We start from the raw sequence: 23040 nt of genomic DNA on the forward strand, positions 1-23040 counted from the left end.
ATGGCAGATGCATCAGCCAAACAGGTTCTCTTCGAACCGATCTTCAGCAATAACCCGATTGCCCTGCAGATCCTGGGCATCTGTTCAGCGCTGGCGGTAACCACCAGCATGAACGTTACTCTTGTTATGTGTGCAGCGGTTATTGCCGTTACCGCATTTTCCAACCTTGCGGTGTCGCTGGTACGTACCCAGATTCCGGGCAGTATCCGGATCATCGTGCAAATGACCATTATCGCCTCACTGGTAATCGTGGTTGATCAGTTACTCAAGGCTTATGCCTACGAGATTTCCAAGCAGCTGTCGGTGTTTGTTGGCCTGATTATCACCAACTGTATCGTCATGGGCCGCGCGGAAGGCTTCGCCATGAAGAACGGCCCCTGGCTGAGCTTCCTGGACGGCGTTGGTAACGGTCTGGGTTACTCCGTGCTCCTGGTCTTTGTTGCTTTCTTCCGTGAACTGCTGGGTGCCGGCTCCCTGTTCGGCGTGTCCCTGATGCCGGTGGTCAACGAAGGCGGCTGGTACATCCCGAACGGGTTGTTGCTGCTGCCGCCGAGCGCGTTCTTTATTATCGGCCTGGCCATCTGGGGTCTGCGGACCTGGAAGCCGGAGCAGGTTGAAGAGCCTGACTACAAAATGTCACGTCATGTCGCCAAGGAGGCCTTCTGATGGAACACTATATCAGTCTGATTCTTAAGGCCGTTTTCGTTGAAAACATGGCTCTGGCGTTCTTCTTGGGGATGTGTACCTTCCTGGCCATCTCCAAGAAGATCGAGGCTGCGACGGGGCTTGGCATTGCCGTTGTTGTGGTGCTGACCGTAACCGTTCCGGTGAATAACCTCCTGTACAACAGCATCCTGCGCGAAGGCGCCCTGGACTGGGCAGGCCTGCCTAACGTAGACCTGAGCTTTCTCGGATTGTTGACGTATATCGGGGTAATCGCGGCCATTGTTCAGATCATGGAAATGGTACTGGACAAGTATATCCCGGCGCTCTATGCCGCCCTGGGTGTGTTCCTGCCACTGATCACGGTGAACTGCGCCATTCTGGGTGCCTCGCTGTTCATGGTGGAGCGTGACTACACCTTTGGCGAGAGTGTGGTGTATGGCTTCGGCGCCGGCCTTGGCTGGGCGCTGGCAATTATTGCCCTGGCGGGTATTCGCGAGAAGCTGAAGTACAGTGACGTTCCGGAAGGCCTGCGTGGTCTGGGTATCACCTTCATTACCGTTGGTCTGATGTCCCTGGGCTTTATGTCCTTCTCCGGTATCTCACTGTAATTCACCCGGTGATTCGGTTTAACGAAAAGGCGAGACCATGAATACAGAAATTATTCTCGGTGTGGTCATGTTCACCGTTATCGTTCTGGCCCTGGTCGCAGTGATTCTTGCGGCCCGGTCCAGGCTGGTAAGCACCGGTGATGTGACCATTGAGATCAACGATGATCCAGAACACACGCTGAAGACCGAAGCCGGCGGCAAGCTGCTCGGTACTCTGGCAAACAGTGGTATTTTCCTGTCCTCTGCCTGCGGTGGCGGCGGTACCTGCGCCCAGTGCAAGTGCAAGGTTCTGGAAGGCGGCGGTGCCATGCTGCCAACAGAGAAGACCCACTTCACCAACCGTGAAGAGAAAGAAGGCTGGCGCCTGTCCTGTCAGGTTCCTGTCAAACAGGATATGAAGGTGGAAGTGCCGGAGGAATTCTTCGGCGTCAAGAAGTGGGAATGCGAGGTTATCTCTAACCACAACGTGGCCACCTTCATCAAAGAACTCGTACTCAAGCTGCCTGAAGGTGAGGAAGTGGACTTCCGGGCCGGCGGCTATGTTCAGCTTGAGTGCCCTCCCTACGAAATCGACTTCAAGGATTTCGATATCGAGGAAGAGTTCCACGAGGACTGGGACAAGCACAACATCTGGCGCTACAAGGCGGTCAACAAGGAAGAGACCATCCGGGCCTATTCCATGGCGAACTACCCGGAAGAAAAGGGTGTTCTCAAGTTCAACATTCGTATCGCTACGCCGCCTCCTGGCACGGACCACAACCCGGGCATCATGTCGAGCTATGTGTTCAACATGAAGCCGGGAGACAAGGTGACCGTGATGGGACCGTTCGGTGAGTTCTTCGCCAAGAAGACTGACGCTGAAATGGTATTCATCGGTGGCGGTGCGGGTATGGCGCCCATGCGTTCCCACATCTTTGATCAGCTCAAGCGTCTGAACTCCAAGCGCAAGATCAGCTTCTGGTACGGTGCCCGAAGCGTTCGCGAGATGTTCTACGTAGAAGATTTCGACGGGCTGCAGGAAGAGAATGAAAACTTCGAGTGGCACGTTGCGCTATCCGACGCACTACCCGAGGACAACTGGGAAGGCCCGACCGGGTTTATCCATAACGTGTTGTATGAAAACTATCTGAAGGACCACCCGGCTCCGGAAGACTGTGAGTACTACATGTGTGGGCCCCCAATCATGAACGCCTCCTGCATAAAGATGCTAAAGGATCTGGGCGTTGAGGATGAGAACATCATGCTGGATGACTTTGGAGGCTAAGCAGTCCTGATGACATTCAGCATGCTACGACCCGCCAGGGTGGCCCTGGCCAGCGCTTTTATAGCGCTGGCCTTTGCCGTTCTGGCGGGTTGTTCGTTTCAGCCAGAAGAAAAAATCTGGGAAATATCCGGCCCTGTCTTCGGCACCAGTTACCACATTAATGTCGTATTGACCGAGGATCAGCAGAGGCTTGAAACTCTGGCGAGTGGCATTGACGAGGTGCTGGAAGACGTTGACGCGTCAATGTCGACCTGGCGGGACGATTCGGAGCTGTCCCGTTTCAATCAGCAGTCCGATCAATCCGAGTGGACTCCTGTTTCAGCCGGGTTGTTCGAGGTTCTCCAGAAGGCCGAAGAGATCTCCACGATGACCGATGGCGCCTTTGATGTAACGATTGGGCCGGTCGTGAATCTATGGGGATTCGGGCCCAAGGCTCGGCCGGAACAGGTGCCTTCGGAAGAATCGCTTGCGAAGGCTCTAGCCGCCACCGGTTTCGATAATCTTGAACTGCGGGCAGATCCGCCTGCCGTGCGTGCGACACCACCGCAATATGTGGACCTGTCGGCCATCGCCAAGGGTTATGGGGTGGACGTGGTGGCACGCTTCCTTGAAAGCGAAGGCGTAGAGGCGTATCTGGTAGAGATCGGCGGAGAGGTTCGGGTTAATGGTCGCAAACCCGATGGCAGCACCTGGCGTCTGGCCATCGAACAGCCGGTGTCTGAGGGGCGCGAGGTAAACCGGGTGGTGGCGCTGGAATCACGCGCTATGGCAACATCGGGTGATTATCGTAATTATTACGAATCGGAAGGGCGTCGCTATTCTCATACAATAGATCCTGCGACTGGTGAGCCGATTGCTCACAAACTGGCATCGGTCACTGTCATTACGGATGACTGTATGACAGCGGATGCTCTGGCGACCGGCTTTAACGTGATGGGCTACGAGCGGGCCAATGCGCTCGCGGTGAGGGAGAATATCCCGGCCTATTTTATTGTCAGGACGGATGAAGGTTTCGAAACGCACCAGACGCCGGCCTTTTCGTCCTACGTGACTCAATGAGGGGAGGGCAACATGGGTACCTTTCTTTTGGTTCTTTTGATCGTGGTGTTGCTGGTTGCAGCCATGTCCATCGGCGTAATCCTGGGGCGCAAGCCCATCAGTGGGACCTGCGGCGGAATTGGCGCTCTTGGTATCAGCCAGTCCTGTGATATCTGCGGTGGCAATACCCAGAAGTGCGAAGAAGAAAACGAGCGGTTGGCCAACGAAAGTAAAGAGCCCGAGGCTCTGGCATACGACGCCAGCAAGACCAGCAAGCACTGATCTGTTTTTGATAATTACAACCATCTTTTCACGACGTAGATAAGGAGTCACTGCGCGCATGGCAGAACATCATTACGACGTCGTCGTTATCGGCGCCGGTCCGTCCGGCGAAGGCGCGGCGATGAATGCGACGAAACACGGCAAACGTGTCGCGATCATCGAAGACAAGCCTACCGTTGGCGGGAACTGCACACACTGGGGCACCATACCGTCCAAGGCGCTGCGTCACTCCGTCAAACAGATCATCACCTTCAACACCAACCAGATGTTCCGGGATATCGGTGAACCCCGCTGGTTCTCTTTCCCTCGGGTGCTTCAGAATGCCCAAAAGGTAATTGGCAAGCAGGTCAAGCTCCGGACTCAGTTCTACTCCCGCAATCGGGTTGATCTGATCAACGGTCGAGCCTTTTTCGTCGACCAGAACCGTATTGAAGTCCGTGGCAGCAAGTCCTCCGAGACTCTGCACTTCAAGCAGGCAATCATCGCCACCGGCTCCCGACCCTATCTGCCGCCCGATGTGGATTTCCGCCATCATCGGATCTATAACTCCGACACCATTCTGAACCTGTCTCACACGCCCCGCACACTGATTATTTATGGCGCTGGCGTCATAGGTTCAGAGTATGCCTCGATCTTTGCGGGCCTGGGTGTAAAAGTCGACCTGATCAACCCGGGTAGCCGGCTGTTGTCGTTCCTTGATGACGAGATCTCCGACGCTCTCAGCTATCACCTACGGAATAACGGCGTTCTGGTTCGCCACAACGAGCAGTACGAGTCGGTTGTGGGTGATGACCACGGTGTGGTGCTGTCGCTACAGTCGGGCAAGAAAATCCGTGCGGATGCATTCCTGTGGTGCAATGGTCGCAGTGGGAACACCGAAAAGCTTGGCCTCGAAAATATCGGTCTGGAACCCAATGGCCGTGGGCAACTGGCCGTTGACGAGCACTACCGCACCGAGGTGGAAAACATCTATGCGGCGGGCGATGTGATCGGCTGGCCGAGTCTGGCAAGCGCCGCTTATGACCAGGGCCGTTCGGCATCTTCGGACATTGTGGACGATGCATACTTCCGCTTTGTGTCCGACGTGCCGACCGGTATCTACACCATTCCGGAAATCAGTTCCGTTGGCAAAACCGAGCGCGAACTGACAGAAGCCAAGGTGCCCTATGAGGTTGGGCAGGCCTTCTTCAAGGATCTGGCACGCGCACAGATCACTGGAGAGGCAGTAGGTATGCTGAAAATCCTGTTCCACCGGGAGACCCGCCAGATTCTGGGCATCCACTGTTTCGGTGACCAGGCAGCAGAAATCGTCCACATCGGCCAGGCGATCATGAATCAGGAAGGGGAGGCTAACTCTCTGAACTACTTCATCAACACCACGTTCAACTATCCGACCATGGCTGAGGCGTACCGGGTCGCGGCACTGAACGGTCTGAACCGGATCTTCTGAGCCATCTACGAAAACGGGGTCAGATGAATGTTTTCATCTGACCCCAAGCCCGCGATTTCAGCCAGTAGACACTGCTTCACTGTTGAGAGAGGTCGATTCTCGGCTCTGGGGCAAGGACAGGGCGGACCTCGCCCTGTTGTCGAAAAAGATACGGGTACTTGTGGGGTAGTCAGTAATGATGCTGTCCACCCCCATCTCTTCCAGCTGCAGCATGTCGTGAATGCGGTTCACAGTCCACGTGGACACGTGCATGCCACGTCGATGCCCCTGCTCCACCAGCGCTTTTGAACACAACTTCCAGTTTATGCAGAGATACTCGCAGCCCAAACGGCTTGCCATACTGAGAGGCCGTGGGAATTTTCGTTCGGCTACCAGGCCAAGGCGGATGTTCCTGTTGCGCCGCCGTATCTGCTTCAGAAACCAGATGTCTGAAGAGGTGATTGCCGCAGTCTGATAGAGGTTCCGGCGCTGAATGACCTCGGTCAGCCGGTTACACAGGATATTGAGCCGCTGGCGACTGTCTTTTTTGACTTCCAGCTGCAAATGCTCGATGTCGTCGAACTGATCAAGCAGGTCTTCAAGTGTCGGAATGCCGGTGGGAGTGGGCCAGGAGCTGGTGTTGCGCCGGGCGTCCATAGCCGCCAGTTCGGCAGCGGTGTATTGGCTGATGCTGCCTTTCTGGCTGGTGGTGCGGTCTACCGAAAGATCATGCACCAGTACCGGCTTGCCATCTTTGGACAGCACCAGATCCAGTTCAAAATTCCGGATACCATGCCTGTAGGCATGCATGAATCCCGGAAGGGTGTTTTCCGGGGCCTCTCCCTTCGCGCCTCTGTGTCCGTAGACAATCATTCCGCTGCATCATCCTTCAAGCGTTGGTAAATGGCCTGGCGCTTCTTCCAGGTGTCATGGCAAAGGCGAATGTCCTCCAGGTACGCCGGTAGCTCGTTCATGAGCAGGGCCTGGGGGCCATCCACAAGGGCTTTTTCCGGTTTGGGGTGGAAGTCCACCAGCACCATGTTGGCGCCTGCTACCACGCCCTGGGCAGTGGCGTGCATGACATCAAGAATGCCGTCCGGAGACTGTTCACGACTTCCCACCGAGTGGGACGGGTCGACGCACACTGGCATACGAGTGAGGCGTTTGACCGCAGGCACGTGGGCGAAATCCACCATGTTCCGGTGGGGTTGGCCAGCCTCGGTTTTCATGCCCCTCAGGCAGAAGATCACGTTGGCATTGCCTTCGCTGGCCAGGTATTCGGCGGCGTTGAGGGATTCATTCAGGGTAATTCCGAAACCACGCTTGAGCAGCACCGGATAGGTGTTCTGGCGGCCAATGGCTTTCAGAAGCTCGAAGTTCTGGGTGTTTCGAGTGCCCACCTGCAGCATCACGCCGGTGGGACGGCCAAGTTTTTCGAGGCAGGTGTCGATTTCCTCAATGTGGCTCTCATGGGTGATCTCCATGGCGATCACCTTGATGCCACGCTTGCCAGCCTTCTCGAACACCCAGGGAAGGCAGCCCTTACCGTGGCCCTGAAATGAGTAGGGGTTGGTGCGTGGCTTGTAGGCGCCCATTCGGGTGCAGACTTCGCCGTTGTCCTCAAGGGCCTGCATCATCATGTCGACATGCTCGGGCACATCGACGGCGCATAGGCCGGCAAAAATGTTCAGATTGGACTGATTAAACTCGACACCGTTGTAGGTGAAGCCGCTTTGCCGGCGGTCATCCCGGTGGCGGCCCAGAATACGGTAGTCGTCCGAGATGCGAATGGCCCGTTCAACCGCAGGCAGGGCCTCGATCTCTTCTTTGTTCAGGGGTTTGGTGTCCCCGAGAAGGTAGATCTCGGTCAGCCTCTGGGTGGCACCCTGAACCTCATGAACCCGAACCGAGACGTTCGGAAGATTCTCGAGGTAGTGCATGGTCTGTCGGTATTCTTCGCTGTCCAGAGCGGTATTCGGATGAAGAATGGCTAGCATGCTGTCTCCTTTTCAAGAACCGGCGTCTTGCGCCCGGTGCCGCGCCTGCATGTATTCCCGGTGATTAAGATGCAGCAGGTCTGCCATGCGGCGAATAAGGTGTTCTTCGTATTTGTCGATGCGGCCGTCCGCGAACGCCACGCGCCAAATACTCTCAAGCAGGGCCTGTTTGCCCTCCTGGTCCAGATGCTCGTTGATCTGGCCGGTAAACTCATACAGCGACGTGGCGTCATCTGCATGGCTCAGGGCGTCTTCAAGAATCTCTTCTGCTTCCGCCCGGGTAACCTGGTGTGCTTTGACCGCGCCATCAACGATGGCCTGCAGCTCCCGCTCGTCCTCATCCTGGTCGACCCGGGAAAGCTGAACCATTAGTGCTGTTGCAGCCACAGCGAGTTGATGGTTATCGGGCTTCTCACTTTCAGCTTCCGGTGCCGCAAACAGTTTTTTCAGGCGCTCGATCATGATCGGACAGTCCTACTCCTGTGTTTGGTTTGAGGCGCGGTGTCAGGCGGCGTTGGCCAGCTGCCGGACCCGATTTTCCAGTTCTATCTGGTCGGCTGTGAACCGACGAATGCCATCGGCCAGCTTCTCGGTAGCCATGGCGTCTTCATTGGATTCCCAGCGGAACAGTTTCTCGTCGATGGTGCCAAACTGATCCGGTGAGCTGGCTGTGTCGGCGACCAGTCGCCGCGGCAGATCGCCCTGGTCGTCCTGCAACTCCTGCAGGAGGGCAGGGCTTATGGTCAGGCGGTCGCAACCTGAAAGCATTTCGATTTCGCCGGTATTTCTGAAACTGGCGCCCATCACCACCGTGTTAAAGCCGTTGGCCTTGTAGTAATTGTAGATGCGAGAGACGGAAAGCACCCCCGGATCTTCTGCGGCCGGGTAGCTGTCACGGCCTGTGCTGGCCAGGTGCCAGTCCAGAATCCGACCGACAAAGGGCGAGATCAGGAATGCCCCGGCCTGGGCGCAGGCCGCAGCCTGAATGAAGGAGAACAGCAGCGTCAGGTTGCAGCGAATCCCTTCTTTCTCCAGTTGCTCGGCGGCACGGATGCCTTCCCAGGTGGAAGCAATCTTGATCAGCACGCGACTGGTGTCGACGCCCTGCTTGTCATACAGCTCAACCAGACGGCGGGCGCGCTCGAGCGTACCTGCGGTATCAAAGGACAACCGGGCATCCACCTCCGTCGAAACCACACCGGGAATCAGGTTGAGGATTTCTCGCCCGGCAAGTACGGCCAGCATATCAGTGGCCATGGTCAGCTGCTCGGCGTCTGAGCCGCCATGCCGCCGGGCCTCTGTCACAGCCTTGTCCAGCATCGGCCGGTAAGCGTCGGAAGCGGCAGCTTTGAGCAGCAGGGATGGATTGGTGGTGGCATCTTCCGGCCGCCACTTCGCAATGGCTTCGATATCGCCGGTATCCGCCACTACCGTGGTCATGGTCTTCAGTTGGTCGAGCTTGCTGGTCATTCGTCCTGTCGTCCCGGTTGATCTGTTATTGGTGCGCCCGAATCCCGGGCTCTGGCTATATGCCTACAATAACGGGCCGCTCTGACAGGAACAAGACAACAAAAGGTATGGTAGCAATTGCCGGCGATTAAGCTTCGGCAATCTCCGGCGCCGCCGGTTCATGCACCTTTTCCAGAGCTGTTTCGATCACTTCCAGGCCAGCACCGGATTTATGGGCGTTCTCACTGATATAGCGACGGAACTGCCGACCGCCAGGTTGGCCGTGGAACAGGCCGAGAAGGTGCCTGGACATGTGGGTCAGGAATACGCCGCGCTCAAGTTCGCTCCGGATAAACGGAAGCATGGCCCGAAGTGCCTGATGCCGGGTTTCCACCGGCGCCGCATGCCCGAAAAACTCCGGATCAACCCCCGCCAGCAGCCAGGGATTGTGGTACGCCTCCCGACCAAGCATCACGCCGTCGGTATGCCGGAGATGCTCGTGGCACTCTTCGAAGGTCTTGATGCCGCCGTTGATGATAATTTCAAGGTGCGGGTACTTCGCTTTCAGCCGGTATACCCAGTCGTATTTGAGCGGTGGAACTTCCCGGTTTTCCTTGGGACTCAGGCCTTCAAGAATCGCGATCCTGGCGTGAACGATAAACGTCCGGCAGCCGGCCTCGGAAACCTTTTCCACGAATTCGCAGAGATCATCCCAGGACTCCCGCCCATCAATACCGATCCGGTGCTTCACGGTGACCGGCAGGTCGGTTGCCTCAATCATGGCGCGCACGCCATCCGCCACCTTATCCGGATGGCCCATCAGGCAGGCGCCAATCATGTTGTTCTGAACCCGATCGCTGGGGCAACCGACGTTCAGGTTAACCTCATCGAAGCCGTATTGCTGCGCCAGCCTGGCGCAGTGGGCAAGTTCGCCGGCATCACTACCACCAAGCTGAAGGGCCAGCGGGTACTCGGCCTCGTCGTGGCGCAGAAAGCGTGTCGTATCGCCATAAATCAGCGCGCCGGTAGTGATCATCTCGGTGTAGAGCAGGGTCTGCCGGCTAAGCTGGCGCGCCAGATAACGGTAGTGACTCGTAGTCCAGTCCATCATCGGGGCCACGCAGAAGCGGCGAGAGGGATGCGCGCGAGCATGTCCGGTCGCTTTTGGATTCTCTCCCGGTTGTTTGGAAACGGTTGACTGATTCACGTTGCGCTCTGTTTAGGGATTGGCTGAATGAAGATTGTACCGAGTCTTCCCAGCACTCGATAGTGTCGGCATGTCGCGGCGTTAGCTTGCCAGTCATCGGCTCGATTATTAGGGTGGGTGTGGTTTCTTCTTTGCATCTTTCCAGAAGGTTGATGTTTACATGGACGTTTACATCACCGCCTTTACGGTGTCGAAAAAATAAACACTTTCTTGGTTCTCGATTTGAGAGTTAAGGGTTAACCGCATAAAAGAACAAATAAAAGCGCTAGCCGGTTCGAGTATTGCTCACTAGTGGTTAAGGTCTTCACAGCACCGCCAGGGAATATGGTGACAGTGTGTTTGGCCTTTAAAACGGCTCGATTTTAATGGAGAGACAACATGAAAATGAAACTAAAGCTAATCGCAACTTTGTCACTATCCATGGTGGGTCTATCCGCCAATGCGGTCCCCGTCACTTACCTTGGTACAGATGACAGCGTCGCTTCGCTTGCCGACATGGTGAATTCCCAGGCGGCGGCAAGTGATTTTCTCTCTGTGGCTGGTAATTTGAACGTCTTCGATTTCGAATCGCCGGTGCCAGCCAATCTTACGATTACAGGAGGAACCACACGAAACGGATCCTCCTGCGGGGCTCTTTGTGGCTTTAATACGACAGTTGGGGGAGCCTTCCATCGTGAGGTCTTTGGTGGTTCGGTTACTTTCAGCTTCGCAGATCCTGTCGATGCATTTGGTTTTTATGTTAATGGCTTGCAGACCGACCTAGTGCCTCAGCAAACTATTGAGTATGTTGATGGGTCTTCCGCAACTCAAACTATCAACTTCCCGACTGCGATCGGTGGCGGTGGAGCCTTTGTTGGCTTTATTGATTTCGGGCAACTGATTTCGAGTGTCACCTTTAACGCGACCAGTGATATTCTCGGGTTTGATGATCTTCGATTTGGGCGATCCGAAAACAATCCAGGCGACCCTGTCAGTGTGCCGGAGCCAGGTTCTATTGCTCTACTTGGTCTAGGGCTCTTGGGGCTGGGGGCCACTCGAAGGAGGAAATCTGGCAACTCGGTCTAATGAGCAGGGTGGCTTTCCGTTGATGGATCAAGCTAAGAGGTTGAATCAAAATTGACCGCAGTATCGAGCTGCTCCCAAAGAATCTGATTTGCTTGGAGCAGCTCATTTCTCGATACAATTGTCTGTCTCCATCGAACCGTGGAATTGGGCCTGAGGCTTTAGTTAGTTAGAAACCTTGATATGCTGCGAGTCAAAACATATCGAGGTATGGTGCCGCAATGCCACTAATCTGTTTCTCCCAAGCTTTACTTCAGTTTAAGACGCGAGTTGTGAGGGGTTAATGGCGGTACAGGCTCTGTTACCGGTATTTGTCCTGATCATGCTCGGGCATGTGTTTCGCCGTATTGACTTTCCGGGGGGCGATTTCTGGCCCCGCGCGGAGCGGTTTACCTACTACGTGCTGTTTCCGGCCATGCTCGTGTTCAAGCTCGGGCAGGCTCGGTTGCCAGCGTCCGCCTATGGCGATATTGCCTTGTTGATCGGCGCCATGCTGATCGCGATGACGCTGGTCCTGGCGTTTGCACAATGGTTCTGGCATTGGCCTGGTCCGGTATTCTCCTCGGTTTACCAGGGAGCTATTCGTTTCAACTCTTATGTGGGGCTCGCCGCTGGCGGCATGCTGTTGGGGGATCAGGGCCTGTCGCTGACGGCGATTGCAGTGGCCATCATGGTCCCGTTGCTGAACCTGCTTTGCATACTGATGTTTTCTCTGGTGGCCACGGAAGGGCCGGTGCGGTTAGTACCGGTGTTCAAGGCGGTTGTGACCAATCCCCTGATCGTTGGCTCGGTGATTGGGGTAGTCTGGAGTTTCTTCGAGATCGGGTTTCATCCGCTGATCGGCGGTATTCTCGAGCCTCTCAGCAATCTGGCGTTGCCGATGGGGCTGATGACGGTCGGTGCGGGGCTTCAGCTGAAAGCCCTCAGAGGCGCTTCCCTGCCGTTTATTGTTTCGTCCGCGCTAAAGCTGGTTGGGTTTCCGATGATGACCGCTGGGCTGGCACTGTTGCTGGGCCTTGAGGGAATGATGGTGCAGGTGGCGGTTCTGCTGGCGGCGCTTCCTACCGCCACCTCTGCTTATATTCTGGCCCGGCAGCTTGGTGGTGATGCCCCCTTGATGGCGGGCATCATCAGTGGCCAGACCTTGCTGGCCATCCTAACCATTCCGTTAATGCTCAGTATCCTCTGGTAGGCACTTGAGTACCGCGTCCGCAATGCTCTGCTGGAAGTTGTTGTAACCGTCCGGCGTTGTTTCGATATCTGTGGCTAGGGGATCCCAGGTGCTGAAGGTAACGTCCAGGTTCTCTGTGATCGAGCGCCACCACTGGCGGTTGAACTGTGGTTCGGTCAGCAGGCAGGGGTGGTTGGCATTGCGCAACTTCCCCTGAACCTCTGCGATATGGCGCGCTCCCGGCGACAGTTCCGGGTTCAGCGTAAGAACGCCCTCGAGTTTCAGGTCATAGTGTTCGGCAAACCGGGTAAAGGCGTTGTGATAGGCAAACAGGCTAATTTCGTGTGCCGGCGCAAGACGGTCGCGAATGTTGGCATCTGTTTCTCGAACGCTCACTTTGAACTGTTCGAAATTATCGTTCAATGCGGCAGCGTCAACGCCGTCCAGTTCCGAGAGGGCATCGCGGATGGTCTCGGCCATCTGGATGGCCAACTCGGGATCCAGCCAGATGTGCGGGTCCTCGCCGTCACCGTGATCATGGCCGTGTCCGTCTCCTTCGTTGTGGTGCTCCTCTTCCTCAGGAGCATGCCCATGATGGTCGTCCGCGTGTTCATCGTGCGGCTGTTCTCCGGGTTCGTGCTCAGCATCCATAAGAGCGACCGTTCGGCCACTGAATTCCTGCCCCGCCAGAAGACGGTTGAGGAAGGTTTCCATGTCGGGCCCTACCCAGAAAATGACGTCGGCGTTCTCAAGGGCCCGACGCTGGGATGGCTTCATGGTGTAGTTGTGGGGGCTGGAGCCGGGTGGGACGAGGCTCGTTGCCTGCATGTCGTCCGTGGTGAGCGCGTTGACAATCAGCTCAACCGGTTTGATGGAGGTAACAATACGGGTCTCGGCCTGCAAAGCGCCGCTGATCAAAAGGGTGCCGGCACCGAGAGCCAAAGAGAGTGCTTTTCCGGGAACGCGCATGATAAATGAGATCCTGCGATGCAATGTGTAATGTTATAATATAACAAATTGGCGGGGTGTCGGCAAAAGAAACTTTCCACGGGCGCTTTGTGGTGTGCTCGTTAATCTCCTGATCATGCGAAACCTGGCGATGGCCGGTATAATGCCCGCTTTATCAAACGGCCACCGATTTTTCAGGAAGGTTTCATGACTGTACGTACCCGAATTGCTCCGTCACCCACTGGAGATCCTCACGTTGGTACCGCCTACGTGGCCCTGTTTAACCTGTGTTTTGCCCGTCAGCATGGCGGTCAGTTCATTCTGCGGATTGAGGACACTGATCAGGCCCGCAGCACCGCGGAATCCGAGCAGGACATTCTCAAGGCGTTACGCTGGCTCGGTCTGAACTGGGATGAAGGGCCCGATGTAGGTGGCCCCCACGGTCCCTATCGCCAGTCCGAGCGCAAGCACTCCTACCGCCAGTATGCCGAGGACCTGGTGACGGCCGGGCACGCCTTTTACTGCTTTCGTACTCCGGAAGAGCTGGAAGCCATTCGGGAAGAACGCAAGGCCCAGGGCCTGAACCCGGGCATCAAGGGCAACCTGGAGTTGTCCGATGAGGAAGTGAAGCGTCGTCTCGATGCGGGCGAGCCGTACGTGATTCGTATGAAAGTGCCAGACGAGGGGGTTTGCGAGATCGACGACTTGCTCCGGGGTACCATTGAGATCGACTGGGCCCAGGTGGATTGCCAGATTCTGCTCAAGTCCGACGGCATGCCTACCTATCATCTGGCCAACGTGGTTGATGATCACCTGATGGAAATCACCCACGTTCTGCGGGGCGAGGAGTGGATAAACTCGGCGCCGAAGCACAAACTGCTTTACCAGTACTTTGGCTGGGATATGCCGGTGCTCTGTCATCTTCCGCTGTTGCGCAACCCTGACAAGAGCAAGCTGTCCAAGCGCAAGAACCCGACCAGCATCAATTTCTATGAGCGCATGGGCTTTCTGCCGGAGGCCGTTACCAACTACCTCGGGCGCATGGGCTGGTCCATGCCCGACGAGCGGGAAAAGTTCACCCTGGATGAGATGATCGAGAACTTTGACATTCAGCGTGTGTCTCTCGGTGGCCCGGTATTTGATGTGGAGAAGCTTCGCTGGCTCAACGGCCAGTGGCTGCGTGAAGAGCTGACTGAAGAGCAGTTCATGGAGCGTATGCGTCAGTGGTGGTTCAACGAAGACGCCCTGCGTGCTCTGGTGCCTCACATCAAGGGCAGGGCAGAGGTGTTCTCGGATGTGGCGCCCATGGCGCAGTTCATGTTCTCTGGCATGCTCAACCTGAAGCCGGAGGACTTTGCCCACAACAAGCTCGATGAGGCCCAGATAAAGCGGGTTCTGCAGTTTACGCTGTGGAAGCTTGAAGCCCAGCGCCATTGGAGCAAGGAGACTATTTTCGCGGACATCAAGGCCCTGGCCAAAGCCATGGACCTGAAGATGGGAGACTTTATGTTCTCCATCTTTGTCGCGGTTGCCGGCACGCCGAATTCCTGGTCTGTCATGGACTCGATGGCACTGCTTGGCCCGGACATGACCCGTTCACGGCTTCGGCATGCGCTGGAAGTGATGGGAGGTTTCTCCAAGAAGGAAACCAAGAAGGTGGAAAAGGAATACGCGGCTCTGGGTATTCATTAACCGCTTTGGTGAATTAATAAACGGCTTGAACAAGGATGTTCAGAAAACTGAAAAAAAGTGTGTTTCAGAGGTTGACGCCCACAGGGCGGATCCTTAATATACGCAGCCGTTGAGGGGCCATAGCTCAGCTGGGAGAGCGCAACACTGGCAGTGTTGAGGTCGGCGGTTCGATCCCGCCTGGCTCCACCAATTTCTAGTCCCCTTCGTCTAGTGGCCTAGGACTCCGCCCTTTCACGGCGGCAACAGGGGTTCGAACCCCCTAGGGGACGCCAATACGGCTTGACGGTTTAGTCCACCGGGAAGCCATCAAAAAAACCGCCTTCGGGCGGTTTTTTTGTGTCTGAAGAATGTGGGGTCAGATAAAATCTTATCTGACCCCACATTCAATCAGCGCTCGGCAATGGCTCCTTTGCCAACACCTTCATAAGCCTTCACCCGGATAGTGTCTGTCGCAAACTCCACCTTGAGCTTGTCGGCCATGTGGGCCGCAATCAGCTCAACCGTGGTGTCGGTATCCAGCATGTATACGCGCTCCTCTGGCAGGGTCAGTGCAAATTCGCCCTGATTGGCCTCGTATTCGAAGGTCACGTACCGAACGCCATCGTCGCCCACATGGCGCCGCACCACATCTTCCTCGGACCCCACGTAAATATCCCGCCAGAGATTCGCCCAGCGGCGTTCCAGGTCGTAATCGCGGTGCCCGTTCCGATTAATACGAATCGGTGATCGATGGCCGTGGGCAATGCGCTGGCAGTTGCCCAGATGCTTCTTAAGGCCGTGCACATAGTGATAGTAGGCGCCGTCGATTTCTTCCTCCCGGAGATTGATCTCCACGGAAATCACGTTGGCCGGAAGTACCGCCTTGATTTCCTGTTCCAGCAGCGAGGCAACGGCCGAAGGCACAACCCGGTCGGCGGACAACCAGACGATGGCCTCGTCCGGCGAGCGGTGAATGATCTGGCTGCCGTCCGTCAGCGCCCAGGTAAAGGTGTCTGGTTGTTCCTCGTTCCAGGACAGTCCCTGGTAGCCACGGGGGATCACCAGTCGATGGTCAACACGCTCATCAATCACCCGTTTGATGGTGCGTTTCACGTTGCTGAAGTCGAACACCATTCCCTGTTCGTCCAGCTCCCCGCCGAGCACCACATCCGCAATCCAGCTTTCACCCACCAGCCCCCGGGTCGGGTCCAGGTAGGCGAAATCGATAACGGTCAGGTTGTCTACAAACAGATGGTTCATCAAATTTCCAGGCGGGTATGGTTGATTGATGGCCGAATTCTAGCAAAAATCATCGAATACAGCAGTCTGGCGGCTGGCCAGCGCTCCATTTCTTTTCGGATATAGCTCATCATCTTAAACTTCGACAAGCGCAACGATCAGCAATTCCCGGTACTGATACTGGCTGCCGGTGCTTCCAGTCGCCTTGGCCGGCCTAAAGCCCTGTTGCCCGTGGTGTCTGGCAACCGGGCGGAGACGGATTCCCGCAACCACACGCTTCTGGACGCTGCCATTGGTCAAGGTCGTGTTCTGAGTCCGGATGTCCGGGTAGTGTGCGGGGCCTGGTACCCCTTGATCCGGTTTCGCTGCCGGCGTCAGCCGTCGGCATGGCTGAGGGCAGGGGACTGGCATGAGGGAATGTCGGCGTCGTTGTCTGCGGGACTTCGAAGCCTTGGGCCAGCGGTGAAAGGCGTTTTTGTACTGGTGGCCGACCAGCCTTTACTGGATCTGAACGCGCTTGAGGCCTTTGGCAAAGCGGCTCGATGCGTTCCGGAACAACCCATTGCGGCGGATTACGGTGGTCGGCCGGGTGTGCCGGCCTACCTGCCACGATGGCTCTGGCCGTTGGTATTGGAGCTGGAGGGAGACCGGGGCGCCGGGCGTTTGCTGGCCGAGGTGCGGGCAACCCGGGTAGATATTCCGGGGGTCCACGACGATGTCGACACCCCGGCAGACTGGCACAGAATCAGGGCGTTGCTCAGCCGAACAGGCCCGACAGCCAGGCAATCCCGACGCTGAAGATGCCGAGGCTTACGGCAAGACCAATGGTGTAGATCCTTGACGCCGCTGAACGCTGCTGGGCAACAAACAGGTCGATTGTCCGTTGGGCAATGTCCTCTGCCGTTTCCCGGGAAATCTCGTGGGCCTGCTGAATGGCCTCGGATTGCAGGGTCTGCCAGAATTCCGTATCAATCGTCTGAACACTGGTGATGTGATCCTTGAGCTCAGCCATGTGTTCGCTGGTGAATCCGGAATTCTTCTTAAGCTCCTTCCTGAGCACGGCAAGCTCGCTGCCGAGGTTCAGGTTGACCTCGGCGGCAACTTCGTCGCGAAGATTCCTGGTGCGCTCGTCGACCATATCGGTAATGGCGTTCAGGCGTTCCTCGATAACCGCGTCCTGTTTGCTGCGGGATTCGTCCAGAGCCCGTTTCAGGTGGTCGAACTGTTCGTCGAAGAGGGAGCTGAGCAGTTCGTGCAGGCGGTTGTTGATATGGGTTTTGACCGCGGAGCGAGCAATCTGTTCAATGAGTTCGCTGGTCAAAGGAACCACATTCGCATGTGGGTTGCCACGAGCGGCTGAATCGCCCGTCTTGGGCGACAGTTCCACCGAGGCATCTGCGGGAACGTTGAGCAGTTCTTCCTCGTTCGTGGAGGAGGGCGCAGATTCAGCGGGCGGTTCCGGCAAGGTACCGCCGGTGACATCACTGGCCAGCTGGTCCAGAACCTCCTTGAGTCCGTCGGTTTGCGGCGGTTTGGTCAGGATGTTGTAAACGCCAAAGTTCCTCGCCTCCTCCATGAACGATGACGATTTCTTGGATGTGCACATGATGATGGGGATGCCTGCCGTCTCGGGATTGCCCTTGATGGCCTTGGTGGCCTCGACGCCATTCATGCCCGGCATCAGGTGGTCCATGAAGATGACATCCGGGCGGCCATGGCTGTTGAGGAAGTCCAGGGCCTCTTCGGCCGAGCCAGCCATGTTGACTTCCATGTCCCGACTCTCCAGCAGTTTGCTCAGGGCAAATCGTGCCACCTTGGAGTCATCTACCAGCAGAGCGTTTTTGATCGCCATGTCACTACCTCAATCGTTTACTGCAAACGCGTTTGTTATCGGGCCGTTGTGATTACCAGCCTTCCAGTTTCGGGCATTCTGTGGCCCGGTAGCTCTTGTCCCGATAACAGACACCGGGTTCAGTGGTTCGGGCAGTGAAAATTTCCCCTGCCGCCGTGGTCAGGCGAACCTGTCCGTAAGGCTCGCCGTGACGGAAAGTGGCTTCGATCGAACTGCCATTGGGGTTCTTGAGCAACCCCTTGCCATGGAACTTCCCTTCGATGTACTGGCCTTCATATTTCTTGCCACTGGCAAAGACCTCGGCCCCGGTGCCGTGGAACGCGCCGTTGGAAAATTCGCCTTCATAGTGGCGACCGTCGGGGTAGGTCAGTGTGCCGCTGCCATGGAATTCGTCGTTCCGGAAGCCGCCGACATAGAGCATTCCGTCCGCGGTGGTCAGGGAGCCGTGGCCATTCAGCTGTCCGTCCTGCCAGTGCCCGGTCAGTATGTCTCCGTTTGCCAGTGTCAGGGTGCCCTTGCCATTGAACTGGTCGGCCCGGAATTCTCCGGAGTAGCGGGAGCCGTCAGCGCTGCGCCATTCAGCTTCGCCCTCGCGTTTACCGGCAGACCAGTCACCCTCATAACGGCTGCCATCGGGATACCAGGCGGTGCCCTGGCCATGGAATTTGCCGTCCACGAAGTGACCCTCGTAGCGCAGGCCATCGGCATCCTGATAGGTGCCATCACCGGTCTTCACGCCACCGATCCAGTTGCCGTCATGGAAGTTCACCGTGGTGATGGCGGCCAGCCTGCCCACCAGCGTCATCTCGTTACCGGCCTCCAGGGCAACGGTGCGGTTCCAGGGTTTGAAACCGGGCTTGCTGATGGTGACATCGTATCGGCCCGGATCCAGCTCGAGATCGAGCCGGGTAGCACCATATTCCTTGCCGTTGATGGTGACCTGATCGCCGACAACGTTTGAGCGAAGCACCAGAAGAGCCTGAGTTGGCTGCTGCGACTTCGGTTGTTTTGCGGGTTCTTCCTGAGTTGTCGGCGCAGTGACTGTTCGGGTTGCCATTGCGGCTGGCGGTTCAGCCACCGCCAGTACCTTTGGGTTCTTAGGCATGGGTGGCACGGTAAACGGAGTGGTATCAACCGCGGGCGAGCGGGAATCCGGATCGGGCGATTCGGCTTTGGCGGATGGCGTGGGAGCAGGTTCGGGGGCCGCGCTGGTTTCGGGTTCATCAGGGCCGGAGGCAACAACCTGTTCAATGGCGGGTGCTTCGAAGGTTTCCGTTATTTCCAGGTCATCCCTGACCGATGCGAACCCGGCGGTAACCAGCAGCATAAGCGCCAGGGCATTGACGAATAGAAGCGGTCTGAAATCGACCATGACGGAACCTCTTGATCCTGCATTCTTGGAATTCTGTCTACCGCTTCATCTTACCCAGTGAGTGCAACGCTATGTAACAGAAAGTGTCAGGGAGTTACCGAGAATGCAGGCCAAATCACACTTTATCCGGAAGCTGGTCATGGTTGAGTTGCTCCCATGATCTCATGTACACATCGGCTTCGTATTCATAGGGCGATTTAAAAGGGGTGAGCACGAAATCGAAGACCAGAAAGAAAAAACCGATAGAGGCCCAGGCAATCACTAACGTACTCATGGTGGTGGCTTGCACTTCCGGGTTGGCATTGACGAAATCCTGCAACAGAGGAATCAAGTCCGAAGCCAGTACAACCGGGTTGAAGCTGGCCATTACAAAGGGGACCCAGAAGGCGATAAAGAGCGGGAAGAATCCAAAGGACCAGAGCAATCGGCGAAGCAGGTAAATGGCAACTTCCCGCCAGAAACGCTGTCTGATTTCCGGGACTTTACGGATCCGGTCGAGATAATGGCGACGTTCTGCCCAATAGGCGGCTACTTCCGGGGCGTCAACAGCCTTTGATTGAGGTGCGGGTGTTGTCATGGACGGGTGGAGTACCTTATGGCTACGGGAGTGATGCATGATAATCGATACTACGTGTTACCCTACAATTCTCCAATTGTTTAAAGACAGGATAGTTTGAATGGCTGCAGTGATCGACAACGCAACCCATCCGGCCTTTGAGAAGCTTCGCAGTCACCGGATCGACACCCTCAATCTCGAGGTTGAGGAGTATCGCCACAAGAAGACCGGCGCCCGGCACCTGCATCTGGCTGCAGATAACGACGAGAATGTATTTTTCGTTGCCCTTCGGACCTTTCCGATGGATTCCACCGGCGTGGCCCATATTCTCGAACACACTGCATTATGCGGCAGTGAGCGTTATCCGGTCCGTGACCCGTTCTTCATGATGATCCGGCGGTCACTGAACACTTTCATGAACGCCTTTACCAGCAGCGACTGGACGGCCTATCCCTTCGCCAGCATGAACCGAAAAGATTTCGACAACCTGTTGTCGGTGTATCTGGACTGCGTGTTCTTCTCCAAGCTGGATCCGCTGGATTTCGCCCAGGAAGGCCACCGCCTGGAGTTCGACAAGCCGGAAGATCCCTCGACCGATCTGGTTTATCGGGGCGTTGTCTACAACGAAATGAAAGGCGCCATGAGTTCGCCCACTTCCCAGCTATGGCAGAACCTGAGCAGCCATCTTTTCCCGACCACGACCTATCACTACAACAGTGGCGGTGAGCCTGATCATATTGTCGACCTGAGCTATGACGACCTGCAGCAGTTCTACAGCCACCACTACCATCCCAGCAATGCGATATTTGCTACCTATGGGGATATTCCGGCTCATGAGCACCATGAAAAGTTTGAACAACTGGCGCTGAAACGGTTCGACCGGCTGGACATTGATCTCCCGGTTCGCGACGAGAAGCGGATGTTCGCACCGGTGCGGGTCGAGCAGGGCTACGCGGTCAACGAAGGTGAGGGTACCGACAACAAGACCCACATCGTGGTGGGCTGGCTTCTGGGCCACAGTTTTGATCTGCAGGAGAATCTGGAGGGGCAGCTGTTGTCTGCCGTTCTGCTTGAAAACAGCGCCTCGCCTCTGATGCGGGCATTGGAAACCACCGGTCTTGGGCACTCTCCGTCACCCATGTGTGGCCTGGAAGACTCCAACCGTGAGATGACCTTTGTCTGCGGCATCGAGGGCAGCGAGCCGGACAAGCACAAGGATCTGGAGGCGCTGCTTGAGTCCACGCTGCTGAAGGTCGTGGAGGAAGGTGTTAGCCAGGAACGTCTGGAAGCCATCCTGCATCAGCTCGAACTGCACCAGCGGGAAATCGCCGGTGACCAGTTCCCCTATGGCCTGCAGCTTATCATGAGTGCCATCGCGCCCATGGTGCACGGTGGGGACCCTGTTGAATTGCTCGATCTGGAGCCGGTTCTGGCAACGCTTCGGGAAAAAATCCGGGATCCGCAGTACGTGCCGGATCTGATCCGCCGCAAGCTTCTGGAGAACCCTCACCGGGTTACGCTGACCCTGCGACCGGACGAAAAGCTTGAGTCACGCCGGCAGGAGGCGATCCGTGAAGCGCTGGCTCGTCGCAAGGCCGAGCTCACCGAAGAAGAAGTACGCATGATTGTTGACCGGGCCAAGGCACTGGAAGAGCGCCAGATGCACAAGGATGACGACTCGATTCTGCCGAAAGTGGATCTGTCGGATGTGCCGCTGCAGATGCCTGAGCCTGAAGGGCGTTATGACGGCGATATTTCGGCGACCGTTTATGCCCGTGGTACCAATGGTCTGGTTTACGAACAGATTGTTGTCCCGGTGCCGGCGCTGACCGAAGAGGAGCTGCTGTTGGTGCCTTATTACACCACCCTGATCTCCGAAGTCGGCTGTGGTGAGCTGGATTACCTGCAGATGCAGGACCGCATCTCGGCGGAATCCGGTGGTATCGGCGCGGCATTCAGTGCCAAAGGCCGTATTGATGACGTTCAGGCGTTGTCCGGATACATCATCTTCAACGGTAAGGCGCTGGCCCGTAATCGCAGTGAATTAACCCGTCTTCTGCGGGATGTCTACACGAGTGCCCGCTTTGATGAGAAAGAGCGAATCCGGGAGATCATCGCCCAGATCCGTGCCCGTCGCGAGCAGGCCGTAACCGGCAGTGGTCATGCCCTGGCCATGGGCGCGGCCTCCCAGGGTATGAGCCCCGGAGCCTGGCTGTCTTTCCGGCTTGGTGGTCTTGCCGGTATTCGCGGCACCAAGCAGCTGGACCAGGCCCTGAAAGATCCGGAGGAATTGACGGCGCTGTGCGACAAGCTTTCCGCATTGCACGAGAAGATTGGCAAACAGGGCCGCGAGTTCCTGGTGATTGGCGAAGAAGACCAGCTCCCGGCGATGGTTGACGATCTTAAGTCCTGCTGGCGTGACGCCTCCGAAGCTGGTGTCTCGGGCTGGAAAATGGAGCCGGTCAACTACACGACCCGTGAGGCCTGGTTGACCTCCACCCAGGTGAACTTCTGTTCCAAAGCCTACAGTACTGTCGCTGTGGATCATCCGGATGCGGCGGCACTCACTGTACTGGGGGGCTTCCTGCGCAACGGTTACCTGCACCGTGCCATCCGTGAAAAGGGCGGTGCCTACGGTGGCGGTGCCGGACAGGACAGCGTGAATGGCACCTTCCGATTCTTTTCCTACCGGGATCCGCGCCTGGAGGAAACGCTGGATGATTTCGACGCGGCCCTGGCGTGGCTGCAGGATAACGACCACGACTATCAGGAGCTGGAAGAGTCGATTCTTGGTGTTATCGGCCAACTCGACAGGCCCCGTTCGCCGGCGGGTGCGGCTCGTCATGCCTTCCACAACAAGCTGTTTGGCCGCAGCCCGGAACAGCGGGCGAGGTTCCGGGAGCGTGTGCTGTCGGTCAAACTGGATGATCTGAAGCGTGTGGCGAGAATCTGGCTGGTGCCGGAGAAAGCCAGTACGGCCGTGGTAACCAGTCCAGAAAACCGGGCCAGGGTCGAGAAGCTAGGCTTGACGATTCAGGAAGTGTAAAGCTGATACTGAAAGGGGGCAGATGAGCATTTCATCTGACCCCTTTTTCGTGTGAGTGACCCGTCCTGAATAAGGTTTACACCTTCCTGCTTGAGATTACGGAGGGTGTGATGAATACGAAGAGGCGGAGGAGTCAGAGGGATTATTCCCTGGCCTTTAAATTGGCGGTGGTGGACCAGGTTG

21 protein-coding genes and 2 tRNA genes are annotated in these 23040 nt (G+C 56.6%); 13 read left to right on the forward strand and 10 right to left on the reverse strand.

Features of this window, described 5'->3' with window-relative positions:
- Genes FMN52_RS16715 through sthA form a run of 6 tightly spaced genes read left to right on the forward strand, consistent with a single transcriptional unit; the run spans window position 1 to window position 5308 of the window.
- Entirely contained in the window at window positions 1-666 is a 666-nt protein-coding gene (locus FMN52_RS16715) for an NADH:ubiquinone reductase (Na(+)-transporting) subunit D (protein WP_148609681.1), read from the forward strand.
- Complete coding sequence (gene nqrE, locus FMN52_RS16720; RefSeq protein ID WP_064228854.1) at window positions 666-1274, forward strand: NADH:ubiquinone reductase (Na(+)-transporting) subunit E; 609 nt, start codon at window positions 666-668, stop codon at window positions 1272-1274. The genes FMN52_RS16715 and nqrE overlap by 1 nt, the downstream gene beginning before the upstream one ends.
- A gap of 37 nt (window positions 1275-1311) precedes the next feature.
- A complete protein-coding gene (gene nqrF, locus FMN52_RS16725) occupies window positions 1312-2538 on the forward strand; it encodes an NADH:ubiquinone reductase (Na(+)-transporting) subunit F (RefSeq protein WP_148609682.1) in 1227 nt (408 codons plus the stop codon).
- A gap of 9 nt (window positions 2539-2547) precedes the next feature.
- On the forward strand, window positions 2548-3597 hold the full coding sequence (locus FMN52_RS16730; RefSeq protein WP_148609683.1) for an FAD:protein FMN transferase: 1050 nt from the start codon (window positions 2548-2550) through the stop codon (window positions 3595-3597).
- Between the two features lie 12 nt (window positions 3598-3609).
- Window positions 3610-3858, forward strand: a complete 249-nt coding sequence (gene nqrM, locus FMN52_RS16735; protein WP_148609684.1) for a (Na+)-NQR maturation NqrM — start codon at window positions 3610-3612, stop codon at window positions 3856-3858.
- Between the two features lie 58 nt (window positions 3859-3916).
- A complete protein-coding gene (gene sthA, locus FMN52_RS16740; RefSeq protein WP_148609685.1) occupies window positions 3917-5308 on the forward strand; it encodes a Si-specific NAD(P)(+) transhydrogenase in 1392 nt (463 codons plus the stop codon).
- 57 nt (window positions 5309-5365) lie between these two features.
- On the opposite strand, the gene FMN52_RS16745 is transcribed toward sthA, so the two are convergent.
- From FMN52_RS16745 to dusA, 5 genes are all read right to left on the reverse strand, one after another.
- Window positions 5366-6160 carry a glycerophosphodiester phosphodiesterase gene (locus FMN52_RS16745; RefSeq protein ID WP_148609686.1) on the reverse strand — a complete coding sequence of 265 codons (795 nt, stop codon included), beginning with the start codon at window positions 6158-6160 and terminating at the stop codon, window positions 5366-5368.
- On the reverse strand, window positions 6157-7284 hold the full coding sequence (locus FMN52_RS16750) for a 3-deoxy-7-phosphoheptulonate synthase (protein ID WP_148609687.1): 1128 nt from the start codon (window positions 7282-7284) through the stop codon (window positions 6157-6159). The genes FMN52_RS16745 and FMN52_RS16750 overlap by 4 nt, the downstream gene beginning before the upstream one ends.
- A gap of 12 nt (window positions 7285-7296) precedes the next feature.
- A complete protein-coding gene (locus tag FMN52_RS16755; RefSeq protein ID WP_148609688.1) occupies window positions 7297-7746 on the reverse strand; it encodes a TerB family tellurite resistance protein in 450 nt (149 codons plus the stop codon).
- 42 nt (window positions 7747-7788) lie between these two features.
- On the reverse strand, window positions 7789-8754 hold the full coding sequence (tal, locus tag FMN52_RS16760; protein WP_148609689.1) for a transaldolase: 966 nt from the start codon (window positions 8752-8754) through the stop codon (window positions 7789-7791).
- A gap of 127 nt (window positions 8755-8881) precedes the next feature.
- A complete protein-coding gene (gene dusA, locus FMN52_RS16765; RefSeq protein ID WP_148609690.1) occupies window positions 8882-9940 on the reverse strand; it encodes a tRNA dihydrouridine(20/20a) synthase DusA in 1059 nt (352 codons plus the stop codon).
- A 378-nt stretch (window positions 9941-10318) separates the two neighbouring features.
- Here dusA and FMN52_RS16770 point away from each other — a divergent pair, with 378 nt between their 5' ends.
- Entirely contained in the window at window positions 10319-11005 is a 687-nt protein-coding gene (locus FMN52_RS16770) for a PEP-CTERM sorting domain-containing protein (RefSeq protein ID WP_148609691.1), read from the forward strand.
- A 280-nt stretch (window positions 11006-11285) separates the two neighbouring features.
- Window positions 11286-12194 (forward strand): AEC family transporter, encoded by a 909-nt coding sequence (locus FMN52_RS16775; RefSeq protein ID WP_148609692.1) that lies wholly within the window; start codon window positions 11286-11288, stop codon window positions 12192-12194.
- Here the strand turns inward: FMN52_RS16775 and FMN52_RS16780 are convergent.
- Complete coding sequence (locus FMN52_RS16780; protein ID WP_148609693.1) at window positions 12171-13142, reverse strand: zinc ABC transporter substrate-binding protein; 972 nt, start codon at window positions 13140-13142, stop codon at window positions 12171-12173. The genes FMN52_RS16775 and FMN52_RS16780 overlap by 24 nt on opposite strands.
- A 186-nt stretch (window positions 13143-13328) precedes the next feature.
- Between FMN52_RS16780 and gltX the strand changes: the two genes are divergently transcribed.
- The 3 genes from gltX to FMN52_RS16795 all read left to right on the forward strand — a co-directional run bounded on the left by gltX (window position 13329) and on the right by FMN52_RS16795 (window position 15085).
- Complete coding sequence (gltX, locus tag FMN52_RS16785) at window positions 13329-14813, forward strand: glutamate--tRNA ligase (RefSeq protein ID WP_148609694.1); 1485 nt, start codon at window positions 13329-13331, stop codon at window positions 14811-14813.
- Between the two features lie 113 nt (window positions 14814-14926).
- Window positions 14927-15002: transfer RNA gene (locus tag FMN52_RS16790), tRNA-Ala, on the forward strand.
- A gap of 7 nt (window positions 15003-15009) precedes the next feature.
- Window positions 15010-15085: transfer RNA gene (locus FMN52_RS16795), tRNA-Glu, on the forward strand.
- A gap of 115 nt (window positions 15086-15200) precedes the next feature.
- Here the strand turns inward: FMN52_RS16795 and FMN52_RS16800 are convergent.
- The gene (locus FMN52_RS16800; RefSeq protein WP_148609695.1) at window positions 15201-16052 is read right to left on the reverse strand and encodes a 6-carboxytetrahydropterin synthase; all 852 of its coding nucleotides are present in this window, start codon (window positions 16050-16052) and stop codon (window positions 15201-15203) included.
- Between the two features lie 159 nt (window positions 16053-16211).
- On the opposite strand from FMN52_RS16800, the gene FMN52_RS16805 reads away from it, so the two are divergent.
- Complete coding sequence (locus FMN52_RS16805; RefSeq protein WP_148609696.1) at window positions 16212-16829, forward strand: nucleotidyltransferase family protein; 618 nt, start codon at window positions 16212-16214, stop codon at window positions 16827-16829.
- Here FMN52_RS16805 and FMN52_RS16810 read toward each other — a convergent pair.
- The 3 genes from FMN52_RS16810 to FMN52_RS16820 all read right to left on the reverse strand — a co-directional run bounded on the left by FMN52_RS16810 (window position 16789) and on the right by FMN52_RS16820 (window position 19832).
- Window positions 16789-17883, reverse strand: coding sequence for a response regulator (locus FMN52_RS16810; RefSeq protein WP_148609697.1), 1095 nt, complete (start codon window positions 17881-17883; stop codon window positions 16789-16791). The genes FMN52_RS16805 and FMN52_RS16810 overlap by 41 nt on opposite strands.
- 52 nt (window positions 17884-17935) lie before the next feature.
- Window positions 17936-19255, reverse strand: a complete 1320-nt coding sequence (locus FMN52_RS16815; protein WP_148609698.1) for a PEGA domain-containing protein — start codon at window positions 19253-19255, stop codon at window positions 17936-17938.
- A 115-nt stretch (window positions 19256-19370) separates the two neighbouring features.
- Window positions 19371-19832 (reverse strand): hypothetical protein, encoded by a 462-nt coding sequence (locus FMN52_RS16820; protein ID WP_148609699.1) that lies wholly within the window; start codon window positions 19830-19832, stop codon window positions 19371-19373.
- Window positions 19833-19932: 100 nt separating this feature from the next.
- Here FMN52_RS16820 and FMN52_RS16825 point away from each other — a divergent pair, with 100 nt between their 5' ends.
- A complete protein-coding gene (locus FMN52_RS16825) occupies window positions 19933-22857 on the forward strand; it encodes an insulinase family protein (protein ID WP_148609700.1) in 2925 nt (974 codons plus the stop codon).
- The last annotated feature ends 183 nt before the right edge of the window (window positions 22858-23040 follow it).

Origin of the sequence: Marinobacter sp. BW6 (genome assembly GCF_008107725.1) — a bacterium.
Taxonomy (GTDB): Bacteria; Pseudomonadota; Gammaproteobacteria; order Pseudomonadales; family Oleiphilaceae; genus Marinobacter.

What these genes read in the sequence shown, in the direction of transcription:
- FMN52_RS16715 (WP_148609681.1), top strand. Translation starts at nt 1, where the DNA reads ATGGCAGATGCATCAGCCAAACAGGTTCTCTTCGAACCGATCTTCAGC.
- nqrE (WP_064228854.1), top strand. Translation starts at nt 666, where the DNA reads ATGGAACACTATATCAGTCTGATTCTTAAGGCCGTTTTCGTTGAAAAC.
- nqrF (WP_148609682.1), top strand. Translation starts at nt 1,312, where the DNA reads ATGAATACAGAAATTATTCTCGGTGTGGTCATGTTCACCGTTATCGTT.
- FMN52_RS16730 (WP_148609683.1), top strand. Translation starts at nt 2,548, where the DNA reads ATGACATTCAGCATGCTACGACCCGCCAGGGTGGCCCTGGCCAGCGCT.
- nqrM (WP_148609684.1), top strand. Translation starts at nt 3,610, where the DNA reads ATGGGTACCTTTCTTTTGGTTCTTTTGATCGTGGTGTTGCTGGTTGCA.
- sthA (WP_148609685.1), top strand. Translation starts at nt 3,917, where the DNA reads ATGGCAGAACATCATTACGACGTCGTCGTTATCGGCGCCGGTCCGTCC.
- FMN52_RS16745 (WP_148609686.1), bottom strand. Translation starts at nt 6,160, where the DNA reads ATGATTGTCTACGGACACAGAGGCGCGAAGGGAGAGGCCCCGGAAAAC.
- FMN52_RS16750 (WP_148609687.1), bottom strand. Translation starts at nt 7,284, where the DNA reads ATGCTAGCCATTCTTCATCCGAATACCGCTCTGGACAGCGAAGAATAC.
- FMN52_RS16755 (WP_148609688.1), bottom strand. Translation starts at nt 7,746, where the DNA reads ATGATCGAGCGCCTGAAAAAACTGTTTGCGGCACCGGAAGCTGAAAGT.
- tal (WP_148609689.1), bottom strand. Translation starts at nt 8,754, where the DNA reads ATGACCAGCAAGCTCGACCAACTGAAGACCATGACCACGGTAGTGGCG.
- FMN52_RS16770 (WP_148609691.1), top strand. Translation starts at nt 10,319, where the DNA reads ATGAAAATGAAACTAAAGCTAATCGCAACTTTGTCACTATCCATGGTG.
- FMN52_RS16775 (WP_148609692.1), top strand. Translation starts at nt 11,286, where the DNA reads ATGGCGGTACAGGCTCTGTTACCGGTATTTGTCCTGATCATGCTCGGG.
- FMN52_RS16780 (WP_148609693.1), bottom strand. Translation starts at nt 13,142, where the DNA reads ATGCGCGTTCCCGGAAAAGCACTCTCTTTGGCTCTCGGTGCCGGCACC.
- gltX (WP_148609694.1), top strand. Translation starts at nt 13,329, where the DNA reads ATGACTGTACGTACCCGAATTGCTCCGTCACCCACTGGAGATCCTCAC.
- FMN52_RS16800 (WP_148609695.1), bottom strand. Translation starts at nt 16,052, where the DNA reads ATGAACCATCTGTTTGTAGACAACCTGACCGTTATCGATTTCGCCTAC.
- FMN52_RS16810 (WP_148609697.1), bottom strand. Translation starts at nt 17,883, where the DNA reads ATGGCGATCAAAAACGCTCTGCTGGTAGATGACTCCAAGGTGGCACGA.
- FMN52_RS16815 (WP_148609698.1), bottom strand. Translation starts at nt 19,255, where the DNA reads ATGGTCGATTTCAGACCGCTTCTATTCGTCAATGCCCTGGCGCTTATG.
- FMN52_RS16820 (WP_148609699.1), bottom strand. Translation starts at nt 19,832, where the DNA reads ATGACAACACCCGCACCTCAATCAAAGGCTGTTGACGCCCCGGAAGTA.
- FMN52_RS16825 (WP_148609700.1), top strand. Translation starts at nt 19,933, where the DNA reads ATGGCTGCAGTGATCGACAACGCAACCCATCCGGCCTTTGAGAAGCTT.